A 15603-nucleotide genomic window follows, 5' to 3' on the forward strand; every position below is an offset into this window, starting at 1 on the left:
GGCCCTTAGTCCTTCGCTGTGGCCCTACCGCTGTCCCGCCGCCGGCGGACCAGGACGACCACACCAGACGCCGTGGCGCTCGACCCGACCGCCACCACGAACGCCGAGACGACGTCGGCACGGAGAGACCCGCGCACGACGTCGGCGGGGGAGATCACCCCGACGGGTTCCGGCGTCCACGGCTCGTCGCCCTCGTGCTCCACCTGCTCACGGAGGTACATGACGTCGGCATCAGGCCCGATACCGAACGTCACATAGGTGGTGTCGAACTCGTCGTACGGGTCCAGCTCGATCGAGCCGAACGGCTTGCCGCCGAGGGTGAGGTCGCAGGCGTGGATGTACTCCGGGACCCTGACGAGGGCGGTCCCGTCCTCGCGTCGTGTCTGCTCAGGACCGACGCAGTACGGCTCGTCCAGCGACGCCGCCCCGGCCGCCGAACGGATGTCGCGCAGCAGCTCGTCGACCGACCGGGACGTGGCGAACCACCCCCACCGCCCGACGTTGGGCCGGAACATCGACAGCCAGCTCTCCGGACCGGGCCGCTGCTCGTACATCGTGTAGTCGTCCCCGCGCAGCAGGTCGTGGACGGTGGCGATCTGCCGCTCGGTCCGGTCCTTCTCGGCCCGGGCGACCGCGGACCACACCGCTGCGGTCACCACCAGCACGATCACGGCCGCGGCGACCCGCTGCAACGCCCGCCGCCGCGGCGAGCGACGACCCCCGGGCGGGCGGCGCCCGGCAGGCCGGTCCGGAACGGGCCCGACGCCGGTCACCCGGCGCTCCAGATGACCATCGCGACGAGCATGCCGACGATGCCGCCGACGCACCCCGCGACGAACCCGAGCAGCGGGCTGATGATCGCGCGCCCAGGTGGCTGCTTGCCGAGCGCGAGGTGCGCGAAGGCGAGCGCGATGACCGCGAGCGACGCGACCAGCCACACCGGGGCCGGCGCCAGGTCGAGCATGCGTCCGACCCCGACGAGCGCACCGAGGACGAATCCGTGCCCCCACAGCCGGATGAACGGCGCGATCAGGGCGGTCACCCCGGCGAGTCCGAGGTGGACGAACCCCATGACGACGGTCGGCGGGATGTCTGTCCACCAGAGGACGGCGAAGCACACCGCTTGGGCGACCAGGACGAGCACGAGGGTCTCGCGGCGCGCGACGGACCCGGGCCCGCGGAGCGCGCGCACCGCGAGCACGACGCCGAGCGCAGCCCCGACGCACGCGGCCGCCGGCACCGCCACGCCGGGGTGGGGGACGCCGAACACGCGGAGGGCCACCACGAACGTCAGCACCGCCGTGGGCACGGGTCCAAGGACGACGCTGACGACGCCGGCTGCGGGAAGCCCCCGGGGCGGGGGAGCGGTCACTTCCGGCACGGATCGCACCTCCACGCGTCGCTCGGCGTCTCGGCTCTGGGAGCCCGACCGACCCAGGATCGACGCCGCACGGACCACCCAAGGTCGGATTGCGTGCTCCGGCAGGCTGCGGACCCGCGCCGAATGAGTAGCACCTCGCGCCACAGCCTTCTCACAGCGCCCACCCACCGCTAGCGTCGACAGAGGACGCGCACCCGCGTGTCCCTGCACCGCAGCACCCCGCCCGCCGCAGCGGGGCGCCGCGGTTCCGCGGCCATGGGGGGCCTCGGGAGAACGGCGAAGCGACCCGGTTCGAGGGTCACGGAACCCGATCGGTATGGCGTGGACCGTCCGCCACACCGCGGCGCCTCGCGCGCCCGGCGTACCGGACGGGCAGACGTCTCCCACCCGAGGAGCACGCCATGCACCCGCACCCCGCCCGCCGACGGCCACGGTCGACGCTCGCCGTCGCGGTCGTCCTCGCTCTGCTGAGCACCGGCACGATCGCCGCGGTCGCCGCACCGACCCCAGACCCGACCACGACGGCACCGGCCGCCACCAGCGCAGACCCGGAGCCGCAACCCGTCCTCCCACCCGACAAGGGACCCGGCGACCCGATCACCGAAGCGAGCCCTGACGACGCTCCTGCCCAGACCCAGCCCACCGATCTCGAGCAGTCCGGTCGTTCCGCGACCGACGTCGCGAACCAGATCGACCGCGAGTGCACCAAGACCTCCGCCGAGATCCTCAGCACGCTCCAGGACCTCGGCGGCCGCCAGCAGTTCACGACGGTCCGCCACCGCGGCGACTTCGACGCGCGCACCCCGGAGAACAGCCTCCCGGCGTTCGAGAAGTCGTACCTGCGCTGCCGCGCCGGCGTGGAGACGGATCTCCGGAGGACGGCCGACGGCACGCTCGTCATGTTCCACGACACCCACCTCGGCAAGATGCTGGAGCCGACGTACGACCCCGAGCAGAACACCGGACCCAACGCCGCCCTCGGCGCGACGACCTGGGCGGAGCTGCAGCAGCGGGACCTCGTCAACATCGCGCGCCAGCCGCAGGCGGGCGTCAAGGTCCCGAGCTTCGACGAGTTCCTCGAGCACTACGTGCGGGTGGGAGGCCGCTCTCTGCTCTACGTCGAGATCAAGAACTCGTCGGCGGACCAGGCGACGTCCCAGCGCGAGGTCCTCGAAGCCGTGGAGCACCTGGTGGCCTTCCACCAGCGGCACCCCGACGCGGGCATCTTCGACCGCGTCGTGCTCAAGTTCCGCATGTCGGTCTTCGGCACGTTCCACGACTGGTCGGAGGCGGTGCGCGAGGTGCCGGGGCTGCCGGCGATCCCGCTGAGCCAGGTGCAGCTCTCCGCGCAGATCGCGAAGCAGATCGGCGTGAGCCCGTCCTTCGTCGACGCCGTGGTGACGTCCTGGGCTGCCACCCGACCGCAGGACCGGATGCTGTCGGTCGAGGTCACCATGAAGGACTCCACGTCCTACAGCCACCTGGTGCGCCGGAACGGGAACCCGGAGGGACCGGCGTTCCACGGCGTCGAGTACTACACGGCTGCCGGCGACGCGACGGCGCCGCCGGGGACGATGGCGAGCGCGGTCGAGATCGTCCGGAAGCGGAACAAGCCGCTCGGCCAGTTCGTCCCGATCCCGGACTGGGTGTTTTTCCGCGACCCGTCGACGTTCACCTGGGACCAGGTGCTGCCGAACGTCGACGCGGGCAAGAGCACCGTGCCGGTCACCCCGCGGGAGGCGTACTTCAACAACAACTCGCGCTGCTGCTACGCCCTGCGGGACCGGATCGACCCGGGCAGCACGCAGGACGTCGACGCCGAGCAGAACGACCAGCGCATGCTGCTTCCGTGGTTGGAGGACATCGGGGCGACGTTCCTCACCGCCGACGACACGGACAGCATCGACGCGTACTTCAAGGCCCGCGGGAAGCTGCTCGACACCGGCGACAACCGCGTCACCCCCAACGAGCCTGACCTGGAGATGAACTCGCTGATCCACCCGGAGTCGCGCCACATCCCGTCGCTGCTCAAGTACATCCAGGTCAGCGTCAGGCCGGTCAACGAGGCGAGCACGTGGCACGCCACCGCCCGGGTCAGGGTGACGGAGCGCAACGGCCCGGTGCCGGCGACGATGGCGGACCATGAGATGGTCCTGGACTCGCGGACCGCGCCCAACGCCCGCGGCGTCGCGACGTACGGGCAGACCCAGCTCTGGATCGACGTCTCGTGGCGGTGGTCCGACCGTCCTGATCAGGACCGGAACACGGCCTCCCGGCTGATCATCCTCCCCGAGCACCATCCGGACGGGACCTACACCGAGGACGTCTGGCTGACCGACGGCACGCCCGTCCGCATCCACTACACCGTCTCCCGCCAGTGGGCGGTCGCCAGCGACTTCTCCGCGACGCTGCTCAGCAACGACACGTGGCGGGTGCACGGCACGCTCTGCGGCTACTCGTCGGGCCCTCCCGCCCCCGGGGACCGGTGCAACCGCGGCGACCTGATGGAGACGCGGCGACTGTTCTGGGTGGAACGGTCCGACGCCGTGACGGTGGCGCCCGACCAGTTCATCCCGTTGTCGAGGGACGTGGTTGCCGGCGCGCGGCCGCTGCACGTCCGGACCGACTTCACCGGACGTCGGGTCCTCCCGGACATGTCGCTGTCGCACGGGACGGCACAGCTCGACGGTTGGTCGACCGACCTCAACCGCCGGAACAGCCGGACGATCGGGGGCACCAGTCCGCACGCGGTGCGCATCGCGTACTTCCTGGACGTGGGGAGCAACCGGCGCGCGCCCTGAGTGGTGCGCGGGGCCCGGTCGGTGTCAGCGCCGGCCGGGCCCCGCGCCTGCGGGTGGAGCAGCTCCCACCGAGCCGTGCTCCACGAGAGCCCCGCGTAGCGACTCGTGCACGACGTCGCCCCCGCCCTCCCGCATCAGCCCGACGAGATGCCCCACCACCCGCGTCGCCAGTTCCTCGACGGGCAGCCGCACCGAGGTCAGCCCAATCAGGTCCAGCCCCGGCAGCACCCCGTCGCACCCGGTCACGGATACGTCCCCGGGCACCGACAGCCCCCGCGCCTGCGCCGCCCGCAGCACCTCCAGCGCCCGCAGGTCCGTCGGGCACAGCACCGCCGTCACCTCGCCGGCCTCGACGAGCCCGAGCGCCTCGGCGATCCCGTCCGAGTTCCGGTGCACCGACACGGCCGACACCGACGCCCCGCCGGCCAGCGCGAGCCGCGCCATCGCCGTGGCCCGCACGGACTCCGGCAGCGACACCTCCCGCGACGGCGTCAGCACGGCCACGCTCCGGTGCCCCCGCCCGAGCACGTGCGACACGACCAGCGCCGCGTGGTGCTCCTCGTCGTAGGTGACGGCGTGGATCTCCGGGTCGGACTCGGGCCGCCCGGCGCGGATCATCGGCACCGCCTCCCGGAACGGCAGCAGCCGCTCCGACGGCACGTCGCCGGTCGCGACGATGAGCCCGGAGACCCGCATCCCGAGCAGCCGGGTCAGCCCGGCGATCTGCCGGGACGCCCCGACGTCGCCGGTCGCGGTGACGGTCAGGATCTCGATGCCGACCCGGTGCGCCTCGGACTGCAGCCGCGCGTGCAGCAGGCCGTAGGCGGGGTTGTAGGAGTCGCGGAGCAGCAGCCCGACGGTCCGGGTGCGGCCGGCGGCGAGCTCGCTGGCCATCACGTTGGGCACGTAGCCCATGCGCTCGGCCATCTCGAGCACCCGCCGGCGGGTGGGGAGCGAGACGCGGCCGGTGCCGTGCAGTGCGCGGGACACCGTCGCCCGGGAGACGCCGAGCCGGACCGCGAGGTCGGCCTCGGTGAACGGGCGGCGCGCGGCCGGCCCGCCCGAGGTGCTGCTCACGGCGCCCATGCTAGGGCGCGGCCGCCGGCGGGGGACCCGCGCGGGCCGGCACTCAGCGCCGCGGGTCGGCGAGCCGCCAGGTGCGCAGGTGACGCCAGGTCAGCGTCTCCCACCAGTGCCCGGTCCAGCCGGCGGAGCGGAACTCGTACAGCCCGACGAGCGAGGCCGGGAACGACGCCGGGACTGCCGGCGCGGGGACGGCGCGGACGAAGGCCTCGACCTGGTCGGCGAGCTCCGGCTGGGTGTTCATCTCGTGCGAGGCGAGCGAGATGTGCGCGCGGAACAGGCCGGGCCGGAACGGCGACACGAGCAGCGCGTCGATGGCGTGCGCCAGAGGCGTCAGCGCGGCGTTGACGTCCGCCGCGAGGTCGGCGAGCGCGAGGTTGCGGGTGCCGTCGGGCAGCCGGTCGACGTCGTAGGTGACGGCGGCGCCGTGCCGGACGATCCCGGAGTGGTGCACCGCGAACCCGGGCCGGTCGCGCAGCACCGGGTCGAGCGCGGCGACGATCTCCGGCACCGCGGCCCGGATCGGCACGGAGCCGGCGAGCGTCGCGTGCGGCGGGAACCTCCCGGCGGAGACGAAGCCGAACTGCCGCTCGACGCTCAGGGTGATGCTGGTGACGGCCGCGGAGGTCGCCGGGTCGGGGATGAGGAAGACGCCGTAGACGGGCTCGGTCATGGGTGCTCGCTTCGCTCTCGCAGGGGGTGGGGCCGTGGGCCCGGACCGGGGGAGTCGGACGCCCGGGCCCACGGCGGTCAGGTGGTCGAGTGGTCAGCCGAGCCGGTCGAGGTAGTCGGCGATGGCCGCGTTGCCGCGGGCCTCCGCGTCCTCCCAGGTGGCCCGGACGTCGGCACCGCCGACGACCGCCTCGACGGCGCTCTTCACCGCCTCCCGGGCCTCGTTCATCGCGCCGGTGTGGCAGCCGGCGCTGGGGACGGAGTCGGTGGTGCGGGCGAGCTGGTCGAGCGCGACCTGCTGCACGTCCGTGACCTCGCCCTGCAGCGAGTCGAGCGCCTCCTGCGAGGTCGGCAGGTAGCCGGTCTCGACGAAGATCCGCGCCTGGATCTCGGGCGACGCCAGGTACTGGACGAACGTCGCCGCGGCGGCGAGCTGGTCGGCGGACCGTCCCTCGTCGATCAGCCAGACGGAGTTGCCGCCGGGGACGGCCCCGCCGTCGGGGCTGCCGACCGGGAGCGGCCAGGTGCCGAACTCGAACTCCGCGGCCCGCTCGGCGTCGCCGAAGATCCGCGAGGACTGGATCATGATCGCGGCCTGCTCGGAGGCGAACGCGGTGAGCGACGCGCTGCCGTCCGTGCCGGTGTTGAGCATCGCGCCGCTCGCGACCAGGGACTGCAAGTGCTCCCAGATCCCGATCTGGGTGTCGCTGGTGAGCACGAACGCATCCGCCGGGTCGGAGCCCACGCCGTTGTCGGGCGTGCAGTACGTCAGCCCCTCCGAGGCGCTGAACTGCTCGGACCACCACGGGTCGAGGAACACCGTGAGCCCGGCGGTGCCGGTCGCGGCGTGCACCTCGGCGGCGACGTCGAACAGGTCGGTGATGCTCGACGGCACCTGCGCCGGGTCGACGCCCGCCTCCTCCAGCAGGGCGGCGTTGTAGAGCACCACCGGCTGGGACACCATGATCGGCACCGAGGACAGCACGCCGTCGAACGTGTAGTAGTTCGCGAGCACCGGCACCAGGTCCTCGCCGTCGAACACGGTCCCGTCGACGGCCGCGACCTCGCCCGGCGCGATCGTGAGCCCGGTGTCGTGCAGGTAGGTCGAGAACGTGTCGCCGCCCTGGATGACGTCCGGCAGGTCGCCGGACTGCACCGCGTTGGTCAGCTTGGCCATCGAGTCGACGTAGCTGCCCTGGAAGACGGCGTTCACGGTGATGTCGTCGTGGGCGTCGTTGAACTCGTCGACGAGCGCGGTCAGGGTGTCGGCCGGCACGCCCGACACCGAGTACCAGAAGTCGAGGGTCACCGCCCCGCCGCTGCCGGTGTCCCCGGTGGGGTCGGACGTCGACGGCTCGTCGGACGACCCGCACGCGGACAGCGCCAGGGCGCCCACCGCGAGGGCACCGACGAACCCGCGCTTCCTGATTTCTCGCATGGTGGTGAATCCCTTCCTCATTTGACGGCGCCCTGCGTGAGGCCCTTGGCCAGGAAACGCTGGCCGAGGAGCACGAGGACGATGGTGGGAATGGCGGCGATGGTCACACCGGCGAGCGACGCACCGAGGTCGGTGCCGGATTCGTCGGTGAGGATCTTGATGCCGACCTGGACGGTTCTCGACGCCGGCGTCTCGGACACCACGAGCGGCCAGAGGTAGCCGTTCCACGCCGCGATCGCGGCCATGAGCGTCACGGTGACGACGGTCGGCCGGCAGAGCGGCACGAGGAACCCGAACAGGAACCGCATCGGGCGGACGCCGTCGACGACGGCCGCCTCCTCGATCTCCTTGGGGAACGACAGGAACGTCTGCCGGAGCAGGAAGACGTTGTACGCGGAGACCAGGAACGGCAGGAACACCGCGACGACGGTGTCGAACAGCCCGAGCGACCGGATGGTCAGGTAGTTCGCGACGAGGATGGTCTCGCCCGGGATCATCATCGTGAGCAGGATGAACGCGAACACCAGGTTGGGTCGGCGCAGCCGGCCGAACACCAGCGCGTACGCCGCGAGCAGCGCGGTGACCACCTGCGCGGCGGTCTGCGCGAGCGTGACGACGCCGGAGTTCACCATCTGCCGCAGGATCGGCGCGCGGCCGAGCGCGGCCGTGAAGTTCTCCAGCGAGAACCCGGTCGGCAGCACGTCCCGGAACGTCCCGGTCAGCGCCTGCCCCGGGCGGAGCGCGGCGAACAGCACGTAGAGGACGGGCAGCGCCACGAGTAGCGCGGCGACGGCGAGGTAGGCGATGACGGCCCCGCGGGCCAGGTGGGCGCGCATCAGTAGTTCACCCGCCGCTCGAGGACCCCGAACTGCACGGCGGTGAGGACCGCGATGACGACCAGCAGGATGATCCCGCGGGCCGACGCCGCACCGTAGTCGGCGGTGCCGCCGAACGCCTTGGCCCAGATGTCGAAGACCAGCGTCTGCGTGGCCCGGGCCGGACCGCCGCCCGTGACCACCTGGATGATCGTGAACTCGCGCATCGCCTGGACCGACTGCGTGACGACGATGAAGAACAGCGTCGGCGTGATCAGCGGGACGGTGACGGACCGCAGCAGCCGCATCCGGCCGGCCCCGTCGAGCGCGGCCGCCTCCTCGACGTCGACCGGGATCGCGTCGATCGCGGCGATGAGCAGCAGGGTCACGAACCCGATCGAGATCCACACGTCGACGACCACGATCGACACCAGGGCCATCGTCGGCTCGGTGAGCCAGCCCGCGGGCCGGCCGGTCAGGGCGATGGCGATCTGGTCGAGCAGCCCGTACGTCGGGCTCATCAGCGCGCGGAACGCGAGGCCGGCGACGGCCGCGGACACGGCCATCGGGATCAGCACCGTCGCGCGGGAGAACGCGGTGCCGCGCAGCCGCCGGGACAACGGCACGGCGAGCGCCAGCCCGACCAGCAGCTTGCCCGCGACCGTCAGCAGGACGAACAGCGACGTGACGAGCAGCGTGCGCCGGAAGTCCGGCGAGCCGAGCATGCTCGCGTAGTTGTCCGCGCCGACGAAGCCCGACGGCCGGCCGAACAGGTCGGAGCTCTGGAACGACAGCACGGTCGTCCGCAGGAGCGGCCAGTAGTTGAACGCGAGCAGCGCCACGACGGTGGGCGCGAGCGCCCAGTACGCCCAGGCCCGCGGTCTGCTGCGTGACCCGGCGCGCCCCCTGGGGGACCGGGTCGCGACGACGTGCTGCATGGATCCTCCGAGTCGTCCCGTCTCCGCGGCAATGCGGAGTCACAAATGCTTTGCGGTCCACCCAAACAGGGTCGAAGTGGACATCCGGGCAATCGGCGGTAAACGCCGGTGCAATCGGATCGGCTTGCTCCGGACCGTACACTGATGAGTAGCATGTGACAACATCCGATAGCGCTCCGGTGACGTTTGCGAGAGCGCGTACGCAAATGTCACGAGGAGGTCACGGTGCAGGTGGCGCTGCTGGTCGCCGCGGGCGTGCTCGCGCTGGTGTACGGCTCCAACGCGGGCGCGACGATCGCGGCGACGAGCCTGCGCGTGCACGGCGGCCGGCCCTGGCTGGCGCTCGTCGCGCTGGGCTCGGCGGTCGCCGTCGCACCCCTGGTGCTGGGCACCGCGGTGGCGAGCACCGTGGCGCACGAGCTCGTGCCGTCCGGCGGCGACCCGCGCGCCGACCGGGTGGTGTTCCTGGCCGCGGTCGTCGCCGCGCTGGTCGTCACCGGGGCGCTGAGCCGCTGGGGTCAGCCGACCAGCCTGACCCTCGCGCTGATCGCCGGGATCGCCGGCGGCGGGCTCGGCGCCGGGCAGGCGATGGGGTGGTCCGCGATCGGGCGGGTGTTGGCGCTGGTGGCCGTCGCGCCGTTCCTCGGCCTGGCGCTCGCGGCCGCGCTGCACCGGCTGTCAGCCGCCTGGCGGGTGTCGCCCGGCGCGGTGCGGCGCTGGCACGTCGGGTCCTACGGCCTGCTGTGCCTCGCCTTCGGGTCGAACGACGCGCAGAAGTTGCTCGCGATCGTGGCGGTGGCGTCCGCGCCGGGCGCGGCCACGGTCGACCCGGTGCTCTGGCAGCTGCTGCTCTGCGGCGGGCTGTTCACGCTCGGCGCGGCTGTCGGGCTCGGGCGGATGGAGCGCACCGTCAACCGCGGCATCCTCGCCGTCCGCGGCCTCGACGCCGTGACCACGCAGACGACCACGGCCGTCGTCATGCTCGCCAGCTCCGGGGCCGGCAGCCCCGTCGGCATGGCGCAGACGCTCTCCGGCTCCCTCGTGGGCGCCGGTCTCGCACGAGGGAGAGGGAAGGTCCGATGGGAGTACGCAGGGAGGGTCGCACTGGCCTGGGCGCTGACGGTGCCCGCGAGCGTCGTGGTGGCGGGCTGCGTCGCGTGGGGCGCCGGGCTCGTCGCCGGATGAGGCGGTTGGCACGCGGAATCTCGGGCGCGGCACGGGACGACCTGGTCGACGGGCTCGTCGGGCAGCTGCGCGCGACCGAGGCAGCCTGCGACGTGGCGCTGCGGCTGGCGCGGGGGTCAGTGTCGGCGAGGGCCGCGCGCGAGGAGGTGGCGGCCGTCGAGCACGAGGGCGACGCGTGGCGGGCGCACGTCGTCGAGTCGCTGACCCGCGCGCTGACGTCGTACCTCGACAGGGAGGACCTGTTCACGTACTCGCGGGCGGTCGACGACGTGCTCGACAACCTGCGGGACTTCGTGCGGGAGGTCGACCTGTACGGGGTGCGGCCGGCGCCGTCGTGGGTGGGCGTGCTGGAGGAGATCCGGGTCGGGGTCCGGGCGCTTCGGGCGGCGACCGAGTGCCTGCGGCGTGACGTGCGGCGGGTGTCGGTGGCGGCGCTCGCGGCGAAGAAGGCGCCGGTGCGGGGGCAGTACCAGCTCGCGATGGCGGCGCTGCTCGCCGAGCCGCTGACGGCGTCGACGCTGCGGCGGCGGGAGGTGCTGCGGCGGCTGGACATCGTGGGGCTGCGGTTGTCGGAGGCGGCGGACCACCTCGCGACCGCGGCGATCAAGCGGGGGACGTGAGGCGCAACCGCCGACCGGCCCGCGACGGTGCGCGGTACACGAAAGGTGCGCCCGAGCGATCGCGGCCAAGGCCTATGACCAGAAGTCCCAAGGCATGGAGGTTAGGTACGGGTACATGTCGGTAGACCCGGCCCACCGGGCTAGGGGCTCGACCTCTGCCGACCCCCGGCGGATGCGGCAGAGCGTCATCACCGATCCGCGGTGGGTGACGGAGAAGAGCCGTTCCTCGTCGGCGTAACCGAGCACCCTGTGACGGCCGGCACCCGGGGGCGTCGGCCTCCGCGTGGACGATCCCGCTCCGGGCAGAGGCGGGAGCGGGTGCTCGTCGCCGTGACTGAGACGGTGTTCAACGATTCGCCCTTGACGCTCGAGAAGCAGGCGGTCGCTGTCGTGGTGCCATGAGAGAGACCCGACCAGCTGTGTGCCCGCGATCTCGTGCCGGATGTCGCCGGTCGTGGGTTCGAGGACCAGCGTCGTGGGAACGCCCGGAACCTCAGACATGAGCGAGACAGCGATGAGCGAGCCGTCGGGTGCCCATTGAACGGGACGGTCATCTGACGACCGCGGCATCGAGGTTCGTATCGTCAGAACGGACCTCGAGGTGCCTGCCGCCGTGTCGACCAGATGGAGTGCGACGTGAACTGGGAGGGTGGCCGTGGCTCGGAGTCGATCGAGAAACTGATCGGGCGCGAACTGTCGGGCAACTGCGTAGAACTCATCAGGCCGCCACCGCTCGGCGACAACGATCATCCTTCCGTCTGGCGAGGTCGCGAACTCGTGCCGCCAGTCCCAGCCGCCGCGCGGCTCGAACGGGAGGCGCGTGGTCGTCAGATCGCGTGGGTCGAGTCGGTAGATGCCTTCGCAGTATCGGCGCTCCAACATCGGGCTCGCGTCGTCCGGCCGCAGTGCCTCGGCCTCGAGGAGCACCGCCTTGCCTCCCGCTTCGGCGAAGGAGCTGACGGCGTCCGAGGGTGATCCGATCCGAGGGAGTGGCCGAAGGCTCCCTGAGTCGGGGATCCAGGCCCACGTCCGGCCATCGGCCTTCACCAGGGCAGCGACAGGTCCGTCGGATGGTGGCAGATCCTCCGCGACCAGCGCGGCGTGCCAGCGGGGAGGCCGGGATGACGTCTCGTCTCGGTCTGCCATACCGCGGACGCTACCGGTGTCAACGGCAGCGCCCTTGACCGCCGAGCCGGTACCCATCACCGCGGACCCGGCGCCCTTCACCACGGTGAGCGCGCGAGCCTCGTCCGGGACGCCGTCGCCATCCAGGTCGACCGACCGGAAGACGTCGGCTGCACGCGTCACGGTTCCCCAGACGTCCTCACCGAAGTCGGACACGCTGTCGGCGGCGCTCTGCAACGCAGCGGCGGCGCGCGACGGGGCGACGGACTCAGGCTCAGTCCTCACGAACTCCACGAGCGCCGCGGGAAACTCCGTCAGCGGCTGGGGGAACGCAACCCGAGCGGACGTCACGACGTCGCGGCCGAAGGTGAAGAGCCCGGTCGCCGCCCCGGGCCCGCCATCCTGCGGATCGATCCCGCCCGCTCACCCCACCCCACCCGCCAACCGCGCCACATGCAGCGCCAGATACACCTCCTCCTCCCCACCCACGTCCCACCCGAACCGCCCCCGCAGCAGCCCGGCGATGGCCACGGCCGAGTCGAACGCCCGCGGATGCTCCCCCCGCACCGCCTCCCGCAGCGCCGCCGCCGACCCCCCACCCGGCACCGCCTCCCCCCGCGTCTGCCGCACGAACAGGTACCGCAGGTGCGTCACGAACCGCGCCACCTCCAGCGACTCCTCGTCCAGCACGCACCCGTGCAGCGCCCGCACGATCCCGAGCGCCGCCGCGAACGCCTCGGTCATCTCGAACGTCCGCGCCATCTCCCCGCCGTCCCCGCCTCCGAGCTGCGCGTTCACGAAGTGCAGCGCCAACGGCACCGCCTCGAGGTCGGGCAGCCGGACCCCGGTCGCGGACGCCACCTCCGCGAGGCACCGCCGCGCGAACGCCACCTCCCGCGGGTACAGGTGCAGCACCTCCCACTGCAGCGGGTACGCGATCTCCGTCCCCGCGCGCGCCCGGCGCAGCGCGTACGAGAGGTGGTCCGCGAGCGGCATCAGCACGTGCGCCGTGATGTGCGGCCCGAGCTCGACCCGCGCCTCGTCGACGATCTGCTGCGCCAGGTCGAGGTCCGACGGGGGGATGTCCTCGAGCAGCGCAGCGATGTGCTCGGGCGTGGTCGACCCGCCGGCGACGAACGTGCGCTCGACGTCGTCCTCCCGGACGGCGTCGCCGGGCCGGGCCTGGAACCCGAGGCCTCGGCCCATCAGCACGACCTCCGCGCCGGCGCCGTCGTCGGCCAGCAGGACGTTGTTGTTGAAGACCCGCACCACGCGCATGCGTCCTCCTCGACGCGGTCCGTCCGCGGGAGGCCCGGGTGCCGGCTCATCACCGCCACCCGGGCCGTCGGCTCGTCGGCTCATCCGATCCGCAGCAGCGCGTCGGCCTCGCTGACCGAGCCGTGGCCGGACGCCGTCACGGCGACCCCGTCCGGCGATCGCGTCACCACGACGACCGTGCTGGGGTCGTAGCCGGCAGCCACCACGGCGGCGAGGTCGAACTCGCCCAGCAGCTCACCGGCGACCACCTGCGACCCGGGCGTGACCGCCGGGGCGAAGCCCTCGCCCGCCATCCGGACGGTGTCGAGGCCGACGTGCACGAGCACCTCGACGCCGTCGACGGTCCGCAGCCCGTACGCGTGCGGCAGGACGGTGAGCACCTCGCCGTCGACCGGTGCGACGACGCGTCCCGCGGACGGCACCACCGCTGCGCCCGCCCCGAGCGCGCCGGACGAGAACACCGCGTCCGGCACCGCGTCGAGCGCGATCACCCGCCCGGCGACCGGTGCGAGCACGACCCGCGTCCGGAGCGCGGTCGCGACGCCGCCGCCGGCCGCGCCCGACGGCTTCGGGGCCTCAGCGGCGGGCGGGTTCGGGATGTCGGTGAACCCGAGCGTCATCGTCAGCGCGAACGCGATGACGATCGCCAGCCCCGTGCCGATCAGCTGCATCGTGAAGTTGCCGATGCCCATGGTCGCCGTCACCGTGATCGCGCCCGGCAGGATGAAGCCCTCGGCCGCCGACCCGCCCGCCGCGGCGATCGACCCGCCGACGGCGCCGCCGATGCAGGCGTAGATGAACGGCTTCTTCAGCCGCAGCGTGACGCCGTAGATCGCCGGCTCGGTGATGCCCGCGAGAAACGCCGAGATCGTCGCGGGTCCGGCCACGCCCTTGAGGTCGCGGTTGCGCGTCTTGATCAGCACGGCGGCCGCGGCGCCGGCCTGGGCGAGGACGGCGGCGAACAGCGGGCCGGTCAGCAGCGAGTACCCCTGCGTGACCATGTCCTGCAGCATCACTGGCGTCAGACCCCAGTGGACGCCGAAGATGACGAACACCTGCCACAGCGCGCCCATGAGCGCGCCGCCCACCGCCGGGCTCAGGTCCCACATCGTGTTGATGCCGCTCGACAGCCCGCGGCCGACGATGTCGGACACCGGTCCGATCGCGAGGAACGTGACCGGGACGATGACGGCCAGCGTGATCATCGGGGTGACGAAGTTCCGCAGCGCGTCGGGCACGAACCGGGCGAGCAGCCGCTCCAGGTGGGACTGCGCGTAGACCGCGAGGATCGTCGGGATGACCGCGGACAGGTAGCTGATCATGACGACCGGGACGCCGAGGAACGTGAGCTCGCCGCCACCCGCCGCGAAGGCGTCGAGCGTCACCTCGGCGCCGTCCGCGCCGGGGATCACCGGCAGCGTCGCCGAGTAGATCAGCGCGCAGGCGATCGCCACCGACGTGTAGAGGTTCGCCTTGAACCGCTTGGCCGCGGTCATCGCCAGCAGGATCGGCAGGAACTGGAAGATCGCGTCGGCCGCGGTGAACCAGATCGCGTACGTCGAGGACTCGCCCCACTCGGGGGAGATCCGCGCGCCGACGGCGAGGAACGCCTTGATCAGGCCCGTGCCGGCGAGCACCCAGAGGAACGGCGTGAAGATGCTCGTCACGAGGTCGATGGCCCGCGCGAGGAACCCGCCGGACGAGGCGGCCTCCGTCGCGACGCCGGTGGCGGCGACGGCCTCGAACACGCTGTTGACCGTGTTGCCGATGACCACCTGGAACTGCCCGCCGGCCTCGACGACGGTGATGACGCCGCGGGTCGCCTCGACCGCGGCCTTGTCCGCGCGCTCGCGGTCTCTGAGGCGGAACCTCAGCCGGGTGGCGCAGTGCGTCACGGAGACGACGTTCTCGACTCCGCCGACCGCGCGCAGGACGTCGTCCGCGATCGTCTGGTACTTGCTGGCCGTTGCCACGATTCCTCCTCGAACCGGTCGCAGCGCGCAGCGTCGGGGCGATTTCGGGCACGAAAAAACCCGAGCCGGTGGCAGGCGGAAACAATGCTCCGGTCAGCCTCGGCTCGGGTTTTGCCTGTCGCCAGTAACAACCCCGGACCTGCACGAGCCGCCGTCGAGCGGCGACTGCGGCGAACCTAGCAGCGCGGCTTGAGCACCTGTCAACACCGGGTGTCCACAGACTGATGAGTAGCACCGACGGTGAGCTGAAGAGGGGCTTGACGGCCCCTCGGGCCGACGGTAGGAATGGCGACG

General features: G+C 72.4%; 13 protein-coding genes. 3 read left to right on the plus strand and 10 right to left on the minus strand.

What is annotated here, in order from left to right; all coding sequences use genetic code 11:
• Positions 1–5 precede the first annotated feature (5 nt).
• Positions 6–656 carry a hypothetical protein gene (locus J5O08_RS00210; RefSeq protein ID WP_218704843.1) on the minus strand — a complete coding sequence of 217 codons (651 nt, stop codon included), beginning with the start codon at positions 654–656 and terminating at the stop codon, positions 6–8.
• Positions 657–769: 113 nt separating this feature from the next.
• Positions 770–1309: a hypothetical protein gene (locus tag J5O08_RS00215; RefSeq protein ID WP_218704844.1), complete on the minus strand. Its 540-nt coding sequence runs from the start codon at positions 1307–1309 to the stop codon at positions 770–772.
• Positions 1310–1782: 473 nt separating this feature from the next.
• Between J5O08_RS00215 and J5O08_RS00220 the strand changes: the two genes are divergently transcribed.
• The gene (locus J5O08_RS00220) at positions 1783–4182 is read left to right on the plus strand and encodes a glycerophosphodiester phosphodiesterase family protein (RefSeq protein ID WP_218704845.1); all 2400 of its coding nucleotides are present in this window, start codon (positions 1783–1785) and stop codon (positions 4180–4182) included.
• 24 nt (positions 4183–4206) lie between these two features.
• Here the strand turns inward: J5O08_RS00220 and J5O08_RS00225 are convergent, their stop codons facing one another.
• The 5 genes from J5O08_RS00225 to J5O08_RS00245 all read right to left on the minus strand — a co-directional run bounded on the left by J5O08_RS00225 (position 4207) and on the right by J5O08_RS00245 (position 9128).
• Complete coding sequence (locus J5O08_RS00225; RefSeq protein ID WP_218704846.1) at positions 4207–5259, minus strand: LacI family DNA-binding transcriptional regulator; 1053 nt, start codon at positions 5257–5259, stop codon at positions 4207–4209.
• A gap of 52 nt (positions 5260–5311) precedes the next feature.
• The gene (locus tag J5O08_RS00230) at positions 5312–5938 is read right to left on the minus strand and encodes a heme utilization protein (protein WP_218704847.1); all 627 of its coding nucleotides are present in this window, start codon (positions 5936–5938) and stop codon (positions 5312–5314) included.
• A gap of 93 nt (positions 5939–6031) precedes the next feature.
• Positions 6032–7396, minus strand: a complete 1365-nt coding sequence (locus tag J5O08_RS00235; protein ID WP_218704848.1) for an ABC transporter substrate-binding protein — start codon at positions 7394–7396, stop codon at positions 6032–6034.
• Complete coding sequence (locus tag J5O08_RS00240) at positions 7393–8211, minus strand: carbohydrate ABC transporter permease (protein WP_218704849.1); 819 nt, start codon at positions 8209–8211, stop codon at positions 7393–7395. The genes J5O08_RS00235 and J5O08_RS00240 overlap by 4 nt, the downstream gene beginning before the upstream one ends.
• Positions 8211–9128 (minus strand): carbohydrate ABC transporter permease, encoded by a 918-nt coding sequence (locus J5O08_RS00245; protein ID WP_218704850.1) that lies wholly within the window; start codon positions 9126–9128, stop codon positions 8211–8213. Before J5O08_RS00245 ends, J5O08_RS00240 begins: the two co-directional genes overlap by 1 nt.
• A 225-nt stretch (positions 9129–9353) precedes the next feature.
• Between J5O08_RS00245 and J5O08_RS00250 the strand changes: the two genes are divergently transcribed.
• Complete coding sequence (locus tag J5O08_RS00250) at positions 9354–10313, plus strand: inorganic phosphate transporter (protein WP_218704851.1); 960 nt, start codon at positions 9354–9356, stop codon at positions 10311–10313.
• 5 nt (positions 10314–10318) lie between these two features.
• Positions 10319–10933, plus strand: coding sequence for a DUF47 family protein (locus J5O08_RS21310; RefSeq protein WP_218704852.1), 615 nt, complete (start codon positions 10319–10321; stop codon positions 10931–10933).
• A gap of 72 nt (positions 10934–11005) precedes the next feature.
• Here the strand turns inward: J5O08_RS21310 and J5O08_RS00260 are convergent, their stop codons facing one another.
• The 3 genes from J5O08_RS00260 to J5O08_RS00270 all read right to left on the minus strand — a co-directional run bounded on the left by J5O08_RS00260 (position 11006) and on the right by J5O08_RS00270 (position 15309).
• Positions 11006–12409 carry a hypothetical protein gene (locus J5O08_RS00260; RefSeq protein ID WP_218704853.1) on the minus strand — a complete coding sequence of 468 codons (1404 nt, stop codon included), beginning with the start codon at positions 12407–12409 and terminating at the stop codon, positions 11006–11008.
• A gap of 72 nt (positions 12410–12481) precedes the next feature.
• Positions 12482–13336: a PRD domain-containing protein gene (locus tag J5O08_RS00265; protein WP_218704854.1), complete on the minus strand. Its 855-nt coding sequence runs from the start codon at positions 13334–13336 to the stop codon at positions 12482–12484.
• Positions 13337–13416: 80 nt separating this feature from the next.
• On the minus strand, positions 13417–15309 hold the full coding sequence (locus J5O08_RS00270) for a beta-glucoside-specific PTS transporter subunit IIABC (protein ID WP_218704855.1): 1893 nt from the start codon (positions 15307–15309) through the stop codon (positions 13417–13419).
• Between the last annotated feature and the right edge of the window lie 294 nt (positions 15310–15603).

Origin of the sequence: Cellulomonas sp. PS-H5, from assembly GCF_019265565.1 — a bacterium.
In the GTDB taxonomy this organism is placed as follows: domain Bacteria; phylum Actinomycetota; class Actinomycetes; order Actinomycetales; family Cellulomonadaceae; genus Cellulomonas.

What these genes read in the sequence shown, in the direction of transcription:
- J5O08_RS00220 (WP_218704845.1), top strand. Translation starts at nt 1,783, where the DNA reads ATGCACCCGCACCCCGCCCGCCGACGGCCACGGTCGACGCTCGCCGTC.
- J5O08_RS00230 (WP_218704847.1), bottom strand. Translation starts at nt 5,938, where the DNA reads ATGACCGAGCCCGTCTACGGCGTCTTCCTCATCCCCGACCCGGCGACC.
- J5O08_RS00235 (WP_218704848.1), bottom strand. Translation starts at nt 7,396, where the DNA reads ATGAGGAAGGGATTCACCACCATGCGAGAAATCAGGAAGCGCGGGTTC.
- J5O08_RS00240 (WP_218704849.1), bottom strand. Translation starts at nt 8,211, where the DNA reads ATGCGCGCCCACCTGGCCCGCGGGGCCGTCATCGCCTACCTCGCCGTC.
- J5O08_RS00245 (WP_218704850.1), bottom strand. Translation starts at nt 9,128, where the DNA reads ATGCAGCACGTCGTCGCGACCCGGTCCCCCAGGGGGCGCGCCGGGTCA.
- J5O08_RS00265 (WP_218704854.1), bottom strand. Translation starts at nt 13,336, where the DNA reads ATGCGCGTGGTGCGGGTCTTCAACAACAACGTCCTGCTGGCCGACGAC.